Source organism: Pantoea sp. RSPAM1 (assembly GCF_038816185.1).
In the GTDB taxonomy this organism is placed as follows: Bacteria; Pseudomonadota; Gammaproteobacteria; order Enterobacterales; family Enterobacteriaceae; genus Pantoea; species Pantoea ananatis.
Window position 1 is genome coordinate 1,672,893 of record NZ_CP046137.1, and the last position, 13,118, is coordinate 1,686,010.

10 protein-coding genes, 2 tRNA genes and 1 pseudogene are annotated in these 13,118 nt (G+C 52.7%); 5 read left to right on the top strand and 8 right to left on the bottom strand.

From position 1 onward, the window contains the following. Positions 1-92: 92 nt before the first annotated feature. Positions 93-1,007, bottom strand: coding sequence for a ketopantoate reductase family protein (locus GKC68_RS08350; protein WP_342656750.1), 915 nt, complete (start codon positions 1,005-1,007; stop codon positions 93-95). A gap of 269 nt (positions 1,008-1,276) precedes the next feature. Here GKC68_RS08350 and GKC68_RS08355 point away from each other — a divergent pair, with 269 nt between their 5' ends. Both GKC68_RS08355 and GKC68_RS08360 read left to right on the top strand, forming a co-directional pair. Next, on the top strand, positions 1,277-2,299 hold the full coding sequence (locus GKC68_RS08355) for an LLM class flavin-dependent oxidoreductase (RefSeq protein ID WP_014594042.1): 1,023 nt from the start codon (positions 1,277-1,279) through the stop codon (positions 2,297-2,299). 635 nt (positions 2,300-2,934) lie between these two features. Then, a complete protein-coding gene (locus GKC68_RS08360; RefSeq protein WP_028724829.1) occupies positions 2,935-3,153 on the top strand; it encodes a SymE family type I addiction module toxin in 219 nt (72 codons plus the stop codon). Between the two features lie 322 nt (positions 3,154-3,475). Here the strand turns inward: GKC68_RS08360 and GKC68_RS08365 are convergent, their stop codons facing one another. Beyond that, a complete protein-coding gene (locus tag GKC68_RS08365) occupies positions 3,476-4,414 on the bottom strand; it encodes a hypothetical protein (RefSeq protein WP_028724828.1) in 939 nt (312 codons plus the stop codon). Positions 4,415-4,434: 20 nt separating this feature from the next. Further along, positions 4,435-4,917, bottom strand: coding sequence for a type VI secretion system tube protein Hcp (locus GKC68_RS08370; RefSeq protein WP_342656751.1), 483 nt, complete (start codon positions 4,915-4,917; stop codon positions 4,435-4,437). A 468-nt stretch (positions 4,918-5,385) separates the two neighbouring features. Here GKC68_RS08370 and GKC68_RS08375 point away from each other — a divergent pair. Further along, positions 5,386-5,499, top strand: a pseudogene (locus GKC68_RS08375) (transcriptional regulator); the annotation flags it as partial. Between the two features lie 513 nt (positions 5,500-6,012). Here the strand turns inward: GKC68_RS08375 and GKC68_RS08380 are convergent. After that, a tRNA-Asn gene (locus tag GKC68_RS08380) sits at positions 6,013-6,088 on the bottom strand. A gap of 320 nt (positions 6,089-6,408) precedes the next feature. On the opposite strand from GKC68_RS08380, the gene GKC68_RS08385 reads away from it, so the two are divergent. Beyond that, positions 6,409-7,530, top strand: a complete 1,122-nt coding sequence (locus tag GKC68_RS08385) for a Gfo/Idh/MocA family oxidoreductase (RefSeq protein WP_047714357.1) — start codon at positions 6,409-6,411, stop codon at positions 7,528-7,530. Positions 7,531-7,609: 79 nt separating this feature from the next. Here GKC68_RS08385 and GKC68_RS08390 read toward each other — a convergent pair whose 3' ends face one another. From GKC68_RS08390 to GKC68_RS08405, 4 genes are all read right to left on the bottom strand, one after another. Continuing rightward, entirely contained in the window at positions 7,610-8,437 is an 828-nt protein-coding gene (locus GKC68_RS08390) for a glycosyltransferase family 8 protein (RefSeq protein ID WP_342656752.1), read from the bottom strand. Between the two features lies 1 nt (position 8,438). Next, on the bottom strand, positions 8,439-9,836 hold the full coding sequence (locus GKC68_RS08395) for a D-arabinono-1,4-lactone oxidase (RefSeq protein ID WP_342656753.1): 1,398 nt from the start codon (positions 9,834-9,836) through the stop codon (positions 8,439-8,441). A 73-nt stretch (positions 9,837-9,909) separates the two neighbouring features. Next, positions 9,910-10,548, bottom strand: coding sequence for a TetR family transcriptional regulator (locus GKC68_RS08400; protein WP_028724824.1), 639 nt, complete (start codon positions 10,546-10,548; stop codon positions 9,910-9,912). Between the two features lie 392 nt (positions 10,549-10,940). Beyond that, a tRNA-Asn gene (locus tag GKC68_RS08405) sits at positions 10,941-11,016 on the bottom strand. A gap of 289 nt (positions 11,017-11,305) precedes the next feature. On the opposite strand from GKC68_RS08405, the gene GKC68_RS08410 reads away from it, so the two are divergent. Continuing rightward, positions 11,306-13,105: a DNA/RNA non-specific endonuclease gene (locus GKC68_RS08410; RefSeq protein WP_342656754.1), complete on the top strand. Its 1,800-nt coding sequence runs from the start codon at positions 11,306-11,308 to the stop codon at positions 13,103-13,105. The last annotated feature ends 13 nt before the right edge of the window (positions 13,106-13,118 follow it).

The window sequence follows — 13,118 nt, forward strand, 5'->3', positions numbered from 1 at the left end:
TATTCCTCCATAAGATGAGGCAGCGAGTGTAACAAAATTCCGTTACTCGCGCGTCCTGCGACGACGCGGCTGCTTTCCCATCACATCCGTGCTTAACGGTTCTGTTGATAGATTTGCAGGTTAACATTCACCGCATTCAACAGCGGCACAGTCATACTATGATGGCTGGCTCGTCGTAGCAGGTCGCCAATGATCGCATCGGCTTCAATAGCAAAACCCTGGGTCAAATCACGATACATGGAGGAGGTCATCGGTGTTGACGGGTCGTTCAGGAATTCATAGATTTTTGCGGTAACGGCAGGGCGGGGTTGATAGCCCTCCGCGCAGATAATCTGAAGCACCTCGCTGTAAATGCCCTGAAGCAGCATCTCGCCACCGGCCTGGGCCAGTATCTGTTGCGTATTCCCCCGCGCCAGACAACACACCGCGCCGAGCGTGCTTAACAGCAGCCATTTTTCCCATAACTCGCCGATAATATTGTCGGAAAAAAAGGTTTCCACGGCACTCCCACGTAGCGCGGCATCGACCTGCTGCAGTCGGTCATCGTTGTTGCTATCCAGTGCGCCGTAATAGATCTGGTGTAAGGGCGTCAACTGCACCACATGGCCTTTATCGTTCAGCGTGGCGTTGATTTTGCACAAGCCACCGATCACCCGATCGGCACCGAAGTGGGCGAGCAAGGTGTCAATATGCCGCATACCATTCAGAATCGGCATGATCAGGGTTTGTGGCCCGACAGCCGGCTGGATGTCCTGAATCGCCAGCGCCAGGCCGGTACTTTTAACCGTTAAGATGATTAAGTCGTAATGCGCGTCAAGCCTGGCGGCGGTGACCAACTGGGGTTCAAGCGTTTCCTGCCCTGAGCGGGTTTGCAACACCAGACCGGTTTGTTGTAACTGATTAAAACGGCCTTCTCGGACCAGGAAGGTCACATTCTGCCCGGCCTGTATCAGCCGCGCGCCAAAATAGCCGCCGGTTGCCCCCGCACCTACCATCAAAATACGCATCCCTTCTTCCTCCATTGAACGCATCAGCCCAGATGCAGGGCAGTAATTTACGTTATGCGTTAAAACCCAATCTTCCCGCAAGCATTATTACAATCTGCATCCACACAGAATAGTGCACTGACCGCAGTCAGGTCAGCGCAGGCTCTGTCAAAATTCTTGAATGTAGCGCTTAAGGATATTCACTATTCGTCACGGCGCGGCTGGCGTAATCTTGTTTCATTGAGGTTTATCACGCGAAAGCATTGTTCTTTCGTCAGGAGACGTTACAGATGAAAAAGATTGGTTTTCTCTCATTCGGCCACTGGACGCCATCATCGCAGTCCGCCACGCGTTCTGCTCAGGACGTGTTGCTGCAGTCTATAGATTTAGCGGTAGCGGCAGAAGAACTCGGGGCCGATGGTGCCTATTTCCGTGTGCATCACTTCGCCCGCCAACTTAGCTCGCCGTTTCCGCTGCTGGCAGCGGTCGGCGCGCGCACCAAAAAAATTGAAATAGGTACGGGCGTTATCGATATGCGCTATGAAAATCCGCTCTATATGGTGGAGGATGCCAGCGCTGCCGATCTGATTTCCAACGGTCGCCTGCAGTTGGGCCTGAGCCGCGGCTCGCCGGAGCAGGTGATTGAGGGCTGGCGCTATTTTGGTTATGCGCCGCAGGAAGGTGAGACGGATGCGGACATGGGCCGTCGCCACACAGAAGTTTTCCTGGATGCGCTGCGTGGCGAAGGTTTTGCCAAACCGAATCCACAGCCGATGTTCCCGAATCCACCGGGCCTGCTGCGTCTTGAGCCGCTGTCTGAAGGCCTGCGCGATCGCATCTGGTGGGGTTCGGGCTCCAACGCCACCTCAGTATGGGCGGCGAAGATGGGCATGAACCTGCAAAGTTCTACGCTGAAAGATGATGAAACCGGCGAGCCGTTCCACATCCAGCAGGCGAAACAGATCCGCGCCTACCGTGAAGCATGGAAAGCGGCAGGGCACTCGCGTAAGCCACGGGTTTCCGTCAGCCGCAGTATTTTTGCGCTGGTGAACGATATGGACAGGGCTTACTTTGGCCGCAGTGGACAGGATCAGGATTCCGTCGGTTTTCTGGATGAGAAAACCCGTGCCATCTTTGGCCGCAGCTATGCCGCCGAGCCGGAAAAACTGATCAAACTGTTGGCAGAGGATGAGGCGATTGCCGAAGCGGATACGTTGCTGCTCACTGTACCGAATCAGTTGGGCGTGGACTACAATGCGCACGTCATTGAATCGATTCTGAAGTACGTGGCACCGGAGCTGGGCTGGCGTTAAGCCTCTGTGCTTTTTGTAAAGCGCTCTCCCCGAGCCGTTGTAACGCCGGGGAGAGCCATCTCACGCTTTGAATAAGCATTCATCTCTAAACCCCGTTTTTTTTGCATTGCTTTGATAGCAAGACTGCACTGACATCATCGCGTGTAAACGTTACACAAGACGGCAATCATTGACTTCACACCTGGCCCTGTGAAAAACATTATCGCATTAATGGCCAGGCGGTATCAGGGTGAGGCTCAATCTGCCGCTTTACGCGATAAATCCCGGCGCTACGCTTTGCGAACCTTAAGCCGCTCGCTTTTATGCCTCTTACGCATGGCTTTACATCACCAACTATAACGTCAACTGCGTCGAATTTTTGCGAGCAGTCTTCCACAACTAATCTTGTTGTAATGAGTTGATAACGTTACATTAAGTGGGCTGCGCCCTGTCTTTTTTGGCTATTTACAGGGTAACCTGTCAGGGGATAGCCCCGGTGGCCATCCTTGTTACCTTCAGGCCGCGTCATCCCTGCGCGCAAGCAGGAATATGTCAGGCCGGTTAACGACCGATTTAGTCGCTCCCCTGATCCCGCACAATTTTTGTGGACGTCGTGCCTTGAAGAGGCATCACAATTTCTTACAGGAGTTTGCCCAATGACAACGATACCGACATCGCCAAAAACCCGCCCGGATACAGCCTCTTTTAAAAAACAGCGTTGTTACACCGTGGGTTATGTGCCGAAATTTGGGGACACCAGTACGCCTGCGCTTAATTTATGCGGCAAATGGTTACGTGAAGTGGGATTCGAGACGGGAACACGGGTGAAAGCGGAGATCAGTGAAGGGCGTATTATATTAGAGGTTGAGTCGTGACAGCCAGAATGTCAGCCTGCGCAAAGCACGCATGAGCTTCAACGTAGGGTAGTTTTTGCGCGCTCCAGAACACATTCAACATAAAAAGTCCGCTCGGGTTCATATAAGCGGGCTTCTCTAAAATTGCATTCTCTGTATCAACTCGAACGCCATGGGTAATTTCTGTTCTTCGTCACGATTCAGGATAATTTACCTTTGATAACAGACGAAAGGAGAGCGCTGTGCTACAAGAGGGTCACCCGGGGCTGGCTGACAAGTTTAGAAACGCCATGGGCCGCATTACTGCCAATGGCGTGTTCAAACCGCGAAGAACAGAACGCCGCTAAAGTCGATTAACCACTTGTTGCAGCACGTCCACATTGGTACGGTTCAATATCCGCTCACCACCACGCATGCTGACAACAGCAATACGCCATTCGGCATCCGTCCCTTGCGGCAGAATTTTGGCGTTAATATCGTAATTCGGATTCGCAAAATCCTGCGTTATCAGGCTTTGGATAGGCGTGAGATTTGTTCGTACCAGCTGGTTTTCCGAGCCGGCCGAATAACGTAACGGATGTGAGCCCATTTCATCATTGAGTGCTGTCTCTGCTTTTCCCGTATCTTTTAAGACCTTATTATAAAGTCCTCGAAAGAAATCGTTTAGCTTGTTACGTAGCTTGGCAACAGATTTCACGGTTTCCAGAAAATCTTTATTCGTGGCAACCTGTATGTCTGAAAAGTTATTACGCATTGCAACCATAGCGCCGCCTGCTAAGCCCGTGGCGCCGACGGAAGAGAGGGCATAACGTACCGCTAAGCTGGTCAGGGATGAACCCACTTGCGTTGCGGCAATGACGGCTGTACCGGCACCGAAAGTGGCAGCCCCTCCTACGGTTGTCAATATTTTGCCGGCCATATCGTAATAACTTTTTGTCTGATCCCTGTAGATGTTGCCGCCATAACCCATCAAATTCGCCGGTGACGTTTTGAAGCGATTAAAGAAGGCAGAATTGCTTCGCATTGTGATGTTAGGTCGATCGGAACCTGTCAGAGATTCCAGCTCATATTCTTCATCATATTGTCGTCTGCCCGACCGCTTGCTTGCAGCCAATAACTGCTCGTAGCTGGACATAATTGACCGCTCAGAACCGTTTTCAAACTGATGCAAAGTATCATTATCCAGTTCATTAACGAACGCGATGATAATATCTAATTGCTTTGCATTAAACCGGGAATGATCGGAGAGAACGCTCGTTATCTCGGATGTAATATCTGACATCGCTGGATCTCCAACATTGATTAAATTTCTTTATTCTGTTTGATATCCCAGCCAGATTTAGTTTCAGCGCCTTTAGTACCTTGAGAAGACTGTTCCCAGTAATGCAGATTAACTTTCGACGCCTGAAATAAATAATTAACCATAATAGTGTCGGTATGGCCAACGCCACTAAAATTCGTCTTTGTCACCAAAACGTCTTCAAGCACGATTCGGGAATACTCGATTTGTGAACCGCCAGCCTTACAAATGGACAGCTCAACTTTATTAACGTGCTTACCGCTGGCGCAGAATTTGAGAATCGCTGGAGTGGCTTTGTCAATTAACGCCTGAACAGAAAGGTCCTGGAAATTGACTTTACCTGCGCCCCCGCCCCCGCCAACACTCATATTGCCGGGTTGTTCAGCTGCCCAGTTAAATGACAACACATCAATACAGTTTTTGTGATTTGAGTCGTTAGATTCGCCTGTTACACCATCAACTTTCAGAAACATATCAATAGCCATGAAAAATCCCCATATTGCGTTATGCGAGTAAAAAAGATGAGGTTTCTAATCTAAAGAAAGTTTCAAATATTTAAATAATTTAATCATTTTGAAATGAAAAACAGGAATAATCTTAACTTTCTGACGTGATGAAAGCGGTTGAAATAACCTTCTCTGACAAAGTAAAAAGGCGCGGAACCGGGAGATAAGAAATGGTCATTATGATCAATAAATCAAGACCTTAAAAGGCAGTTTCCGTGTCGTAGCACATTTGCTGACGGTGTTGTCACTCGCCGCCTTAATGGCATTATGACAGCCGGTAAAGAAAAATTCGTAGTCAGGGCAGATATCATCTGACTGTTTTCAACGCTTTCAGCATTACCACTGCATGGCTGCATGTCTGCATGGCGAAGCCTCATGCTTCCTGCGCATGTTGTCACAAACCTGCAGGCCCGAGAGCGCTAATACCTTCATACTGTACCGCCATAACCAGGGCGCGACCTGAAGCTGTCTACGCTCAAACGCTATGTTGAAGCGACCGGTGGCAAGCTTCGCCTGGATGTCGAACTGCCGAATGGTTCTCACTACGGTTTTGTGCTTTAAACCCGCAGGGCGGTGCAACGAATCGTTTCTTACGGGTTTTGCACGATGCCTGCGCGACGGCCTCAACGTATTATTCGCTCGCGCGGCGACGCTCTCAGCCAGGGGTTGCCGCGCGAGACTGCTATTCTTTGTCAGTCGTTAACGGATAAACTCGCGCTGCTGGCGGGCACCGGAAAAAAGTAAAACCTGCGGAGGTGCACCCGCAGGATACAGGGTTCTTTTCGGATGAAGCGACAGTTGAATACTAAAGATGTGAATCGCCTGAATAAACAAGCAGAGACGGACCATTAGAATCGGTCAGTTCAGGGGTTTTGCAAGACGTAATACGACGGATTTTCAGGGCTGACAGGGGACAGGTTTGTCATGCCATTATCGAATTGAAATGAAAGAAATCGTACGACTCATTTCGCCGGACGCGCAGGTTAGGTCGATATGCGTCGGGGAAGATTTTCACGCTAACTTACGGCAACCTGGCTGAGCAGGAACGTATAAGCAGGCTTGAAAACAGGAAGATGGCTCCTCTGACTGGACTCGAACCAGTGACATACGGATTAACAGTCCGCCGTTCTACCGACTGAACTACAGAGGAATCGTTTGAACGGGGCGCATATTATCGACGTCCCGCAGGCTTGTCAAAGCTCTTTTTCACAAAACTGTCTAATTGCTGAAATACTCGCCAACTCCCGCGTTTTACCCGCTTCGCTTAGCGTACTGACGCAATCGAATAGCTGTAAGCTTGCACCTTTTATTCAGTAAACAGAATCTCCGTTTCATTTTTATAAAGCCTTGACCGACATTCCCTGACGAATGTTCTTTAGGTGCGTCACATTTATTTCATTTTTAATTTGAATTAGCCATAAATGGAATTTAAATTTCATTTAATCCTTCCTCTGTCAGCCCGGAGTTAAAATGAACAAAGTCAGAATCGGCATGATCGGTAGCGGCTATATCGGTCGTTGCCACGCGATTGCCTATGCCCAGGCACCCGCGGTGTTTGCGTTAAAAGGGGAGATCGTGCGTGAAATGCTGGCAGAGATTAATCCCGAACTGGCCGCAAAGCAGGCCGCCACCTTTGGTTTTTCCCGCTCTACGGGTAACTGGCGCGAGCTGGTGAGCGACCCGAATATTGATGTCGTGGACATCTGCGCGCCCAATTTCCTGCATAAAGAGATGGCGCTGGCCGCCATTGCTAACGGCAAACACGTGTATTCCGAGAAGCCCTTATCCCTGACGGTGGCCGATGCGCGGGAAATGGTTCAAGCGGCCAATACAGCAGGGGTTAAAACCCTGGTGGGCTTCAACTATATGAAGAATCCGACCAGTCAGCTGGCAAAAGAGATCATCGCGCGCGGTGAAATTGGCGAGGTGGTGCACTTTTACGGCACGCACAACGAAGACTACCTGGCCAGGCCGGAAACGCCACTTGACTGGCACTGCCAGAAAGCGCTGGCCGGGTTAGGTGCGCTGGGCGATCTGGCGGCGCACATCGTCAATATGGCGCACTACCTGGTGGGCAATATTGCGGAAGTCAGTGGGGACATGATGACGGTGATTAAAACCCGTCCTGACCCAAAGGATCACAGCCGTCAGTTACCGGTTGAAAATGAAGATCAGGCCAGTGCCTTGCTGCGCTTTCACAACGGTGCGCACGGTGTGATTGAAACCTCGCGTATCGCCTGCGGGGCTAAAATGGGGTTGACCTATGTTGTGACCGGCACCAAAGGCACGCTACGTTACACTCAGGAGCGCATGGCTGAGCTGGAGCTCTATATCCATGATGAACCGGCGGGGCGGCAGGGCTTTAAAACCCTGCTGACCGGGCCCGCGCATCCGGACTATGCTAACTTCTGCGTCTCAGCGGGACATGGTATTGGCTTTAACGATCAGAAAACGGTAGAAATTCGCGATCTCATTAATGGCGTTGCCGCTGGCGACCCTATGTGGCCTGATTTTGCAGAGGGATTGCAGGTGCAGAAGGTGCTTGAGGCCATCGCGCTATCGGCGACAGAAAGGCGCTGGATGGCGGTATAGCCTTTGAGTGACATTATACAAAATCCGTCTATGACCCGGATGTGGCCCCGTTCGTAATGCCGGGGCCGGTTAATGCTGATCAGGCTAAGACTTTTTCCCACCACAGCTTATCCATCGCATAATAGCGGTCACGCTGACTAACAGGCTGAAACAGATCGCGCTGCCACGGCTTATCCAGAATGTAATGCAGGTTCTTCACATCTTCACATTCCCACAGCTTGTCGTGCTGGAAGCGCAGCGTTTTTAGGGCATTGTAGACATAGGGGAGCGGCAGCCACTGGCCTTCAAAAGCCTCGTTCAGCAAATCCTGCTCTGAAAAGGCGTACTGGCTCAGGTCTTCTATAGCGGCAATGCGCGCTTCAAGTTTTTCAAAAACGGCGTTATCAGGCTCCAGCACCAGAAAGCCGCCGTTGAGGTAATAATCCACATGTGCGGGTGGCGACTCCTCACGTTCCTGCCAGGTGTAGTGGCAAAACTCGGGCTGCCAGCTATCTGGATAGGCCTCGATCTGATTCGGATTGCAGCGACAGGCATGGCAGGCGGCCAGCGTATGACCACCCAGATCCAGCGAGAACAGCTCATCCATGTTCTGGAGTACCAGCATATCGGCATCCAGAAAGACCACCCGCTGATAGTCGGTTAACTGCCAGGCGCGCAGTTTGGTCCAGACTTCACCAAAACGTTCAGATGCATACTGCGGTTTCAAATCGCTGTGCGGATAAAGCCCTTCCACACGCTGGATTACGCAGCCTTCCTCTTCCAGGATCGCGCACTCTTGGTCATCAATGGCAGCGGTTGCCATCACGACCAGGGGCCAACGCGTTTGGCTTTGAGTGAGTGAACGGTGCAGCGCTTTTACGCCGACCAGATAATCCGGTTGCGTCAGTAAAGTTACCCAGGCAAACATATCATCCCTCATCGAATTGATTAAACAGGTCAGTGGTGTAGTCGTTGCTCAGACGGCCTTGCGGATCGAACTGCTCACGCAGAGCACGGAAGGACGCCCAGTGCGGGTAGAGATCCTGCCAGCGGTACAGCGAGGCGTCGTAATACTTGCCCCAGTGAGGGCGACCGCCTTCTTCTGCCAGCAGCTTCTCCACCTCACTTAAAAAGTGCAGGCCCGCTTCTGAAAGGGAGCCGTCATCAGCGTAATACACCACAAAGCCAAAGAAGCAGGTAGGCTGGTCAAAGGACGGACTCAGCCATGCCGATGACGCACCGGTACAACGCAGGATGATGGGATAGTGCATATGCGGTCGATTCTCGGCGTACCAGCGTTTAATCTTGCTGATCACCGCTGGCGTTTTTTCCAGCGGCACACCGATTTCGACGTTGATCTGCGGCACGGCGATACCGCGACAGAACAGCTGATAAATGTCGCCTGTCACATCGGTAAAATCCCGAAAACGCGTAACGGTCCGGAACTGTTTGCCGCCCTTGCCGTGAATTTGGGTGTCACGGTGCATGTGTTCCAGCGTCTGATCAATCGTGTCGTTAAGGCTGTCATCGCCTTCGTCGGCGTGCTCCACTACCTCACGATCGTTCAGCGTATAATGCTGGATCTCCTCCTCGCTGGCCTGATGTGCATTCCAGACGTGCATGAGGTTGTCATCCACAAACCACCAGGCTTTGCTGAGTTCGTACTCCTCATTCCAGCGCAGCAAATCACTTTCCAGGCTGTCCGCCGACACCGCATTTTTATGGCAGGTGAAAATACGAAACGGCTGCGTACTCAGGGTCACTTCGGTCACGATGCCCAGCACGCCCAGCGACACCAGCGCGGCAGGAAAATCTGCGTCGCCACGTGACAGCTCCCGGACCGAGCCGTCACTCAGCACCATGCGAATGTGCTCAGCTTCATCGGCAATCGAGCTCTGGTGCAGGCCCTGACCGTGAGTGCCGGTAGCCATTGCGCCAGCCAGCGTCTGAACCGAAATCACGCCGGGTGAAGAGGCGAGCATACGATCCATTTCCGTTAAGGTACTGTAGATTTGTTCCAGCGGGGTCGCGCCGGCGAACGTGACACTGTGTGCATCACTGCGGATCAGGCCGGAAAGTGCACTCAGATCCAGCAGCAAATCATCGGGGTGCACGGCCAGCATTCTGCCAGGAGAGTAGGTTTTACCGGTTACGCGCACCTTGCCGCTGGACTCACGCAGTAACTGCCGGAGTGCGGCCTCATCAGCAGGGCGTTTAACCTGCTGCTGCGTACCAATCTGTGCGTTTTGCGCCCAGTTCCAGACTGCATCATCTTGTGGATCAAGGTGGGTCTGGCGAAGTGGATAGAGACTGGCGTCTTTGCTCAAGCTGCTTTCCTTACTTAAGTAATATTAAGAATACCGCTTAAGCATAGACTATGGCTTTGAACACCCTGTGTGCCTACTGCTGCTGACAGATGTAACGCAACGTGGCCGTCACCGCTAACTGGCGGTTGCGACTGATAATATCCTCTTCACTTTTGTCCGGACTAAACAGCGTATTAAACGTGAACCGGTTAGAAACCTGGTGGACGCAGATACTACTGATAAGGCGATGTACATCCAGCGTGTCCAGCGGCTGAATAAACAGCCCCTGCTGCTGACCGCGCGTCAGGATGTCATCCAGCAGATCCAGCGCGCTGCGGTTAAGCTGGCTCAGCCGCACGGATTGTGAGATGTAGCGTCCACGCGAGAGGTTTTCCATGCAGATCAGCCGAATAAAATCAGGATGCGAAACGTGATAATCGAAGCTGGCCTCAACCAGTTTCGTAATGGCCTGTCCGGGTTCCATTGCCGCCAGATTCAGGCCGGTTTCATGTTCCCTGATCTGCTGATAAACCTGCTCCAGCACATCAATATAGAGCTGCTCTTTATTGCCAAAGTGGTAGACCACCATGCGTTTCGTCGTCTGAGCATGCTCGGCGATCTGTTCCAGCCGGGCGCCCTGCATGCCGAACTCCGCAAAGATTTTAAGTGCGCCAGCCACAATGCGTTTTTTAAGCCCTTCGGGATCGTTTTTGCGTTTTGTCGTGTCCGTCATAGTGCTCAGTGAGTTGCCAGGTGACGAGAAGGTAAGGGGCGATATTACCACAGCGTAATCATGCGGGTGGGGATATAGCAGTAAAATCCCCGTTTAGCAGGATGATTCAGCCTGTTCTGAAGCCCCGTCATCCACGTCACCTACCGCAACGTGTCGTGGGAAATTTCAGTGTATGAAGAGACACTGAATCCTTCATGGCAACGGCGGCTTTGAAGGTTCAGGGTGTGTTTTGGCGCATACAAACCTAAACGTTCTGGCTGCCGTTTTCTTTTGGTTCACGCTAACCTGCGATGAACTGAAAAAAGCCCGGTAGAACATACCGGGCTGCGCAGTGTGGTAACGAGTGCAAGCAAAAAGCCCGCTCAGGTTTCCCTGAGCGGGCTTCTTTAATCTGGCTCCTCTGACTGGACTCGAACCAGTGACATACGGATTAACAGTCCGCCGTTCTACCGACTGAACTACAGAGGAATCGTGCTACAGGGCGCATAGTAATGGAGGTGACACGCTGAGTCAAAGCGGTTTTACCCACTTTTGGATCGTTTGCTGAAGGATTCAGCAGCCTGGTTATTTCATCCACAGTTTAGCGCATGGAGAGCCGTTCAAATCGTCAGGCAAGGCCAGTTTAAGACGCCGAAACCGTCTTATTGAGACCCTGTTTTCTGCAGGTTAGCCGCTGTGTCGCAGCGCCGCAATGTGCCGCCTGTTCCGTGATAAACAGCTATGGTTAAAGGGTGCAAACCCAACCATGGAGATGCGAATGAACGAGCAACTGAAAGCGCAGATAGCCTCAAGGCTGGCGATCACGGCCGGGCAACGGCAGCAGACGCGCACTGCGCTCAGCCAGGGCCAGCAGGCGGAACCGGACTCACGACGCGCGCAGCGCTATGCATTTCAACAGCGGGCCCGCCAGAGCGTCATTATTGGCGCTAACGACTTGCTGCCGGTATCATTTTTACAGCAGGGGTTACGCGCAGCCCGCGCCGTCGCGCTGGTCAGAGAAGATGGCATACCTAAGGGAAGTGGATTTCTGACCTATGGCAACCTCTTCGTCACGAATCATCACGTGCTGCCTGAAGCCCCCATTTCGGGGCGCATCACGCTGCAGTTCGGTTATCGCCAGAGCGAGTCCGGCGAAATTCGTCCAGGACGTCTCTATGCGGTGGATGCCGACAGCTTCTGGCTCACCAGCCCAACGGAAGCGTTTGACTGTACGTTAATAGCGCTTGGCGAGGCGCTTACCGACAGCGGTGAGCAACCGCTGCCGCTGGCACTTAACGATCGTAACGATAAGCATGCGCTGGGCATCGGCCTCAATCTCATCCATCATCCCGGTGGCGCACCGCAGCAGGTCTCGCTGCGCAATAATGCATTGTTGGCACGTCATGAACAGTTTCTGCATTACGAAGCCGACAGTGATGGCGGTTCGTCAGGCGCCCCGGTTTTTAATGACAGCTGGCAACTGGTGGCGCTGCATCACGGCGGCGTGGAAGAGAACGGAAAATGGGTTAACGAAGGCATTCGCATGAGTGCGCTCACCGACTGGCTGAAGGGCGAGTTGCCAGCGCTGTTCCCTCATGGGCAGGCAATCCTGATGCAGGCGCTCACGGCCAGTACTGCACCGCTACTGCCTGAGTCCAGTGCCGCCGCGCCAGATGAAAATTACCCTAATCGCGACGGTTTCCAGGCAGACTTTCTGGCGGACAATCCTGTCGATATGGCACAGATTATTGCGCCGCGGGCAGGGGAAGTTGCCCCTCTGCGTGACGGGCGCAACGGCGCTGACGCCAGGCTGAATTATGAGCACTTTTCTCTGCTGATGAATGCCGAACGACGGCTGGCTTTTTTTACCGCCACCAACATTGATGGCGCACGCTATATCAGCGTTGATCGCGGCAGCGGTCAGCCCTCTCTGCTGCCCGAAGGTGACCGCTGGTATGAAGACAGCCGCATCGACAGCCGCTATGTTACTGGTCAGTCGTTTTACAGCGCGTTCAGCCGCTGGTTCGATCGCGGTCATCTTACCCGCCGCAGCGATCCCACCTGGGGCACGGCGGCGGAAGCGGTGCGCGCCAATAAAGACACGTTCCACTTCACTAACTGCTCTCCGCAGCATTTTCGCTTTAACCAGAGTGTGCAGTACTGGCAAGGGGTTGAGCGCTATATTCTGGAATACGGTGTGTTAAAGACTAAACAGCAAATAAGTGTGCTGACCGGCCCGGTACTGAACGATCAACATCGGCAGTACGGGGATTTACAGGTCCCGCTGATGTTCTGGAAGGTGGTGTTGCGCATCGGGCCACAGGGTACGCCGCAGGCCACCGCGTTGCTGGTGAGTCAGGATAAGCTGCTGGATGAGCCGCGCCGCGTGTTGCCGCTTTTACAACCGGAAGCGGTGCCGCAGGTGGACGAATACCGCGTGGCGGTTCGTTCACTGGAAACCCTGACCGGGCTTGATTTCAGTGCTTTCCACGACTGGGACAGCTGGCAGCCCGATCCCAGCCTGCTGGCCGAGCCTGTGCAGGCAAAGCTGATTATGACGTGGCCGGAGCTATTGTAAACGCGAAGAAAAC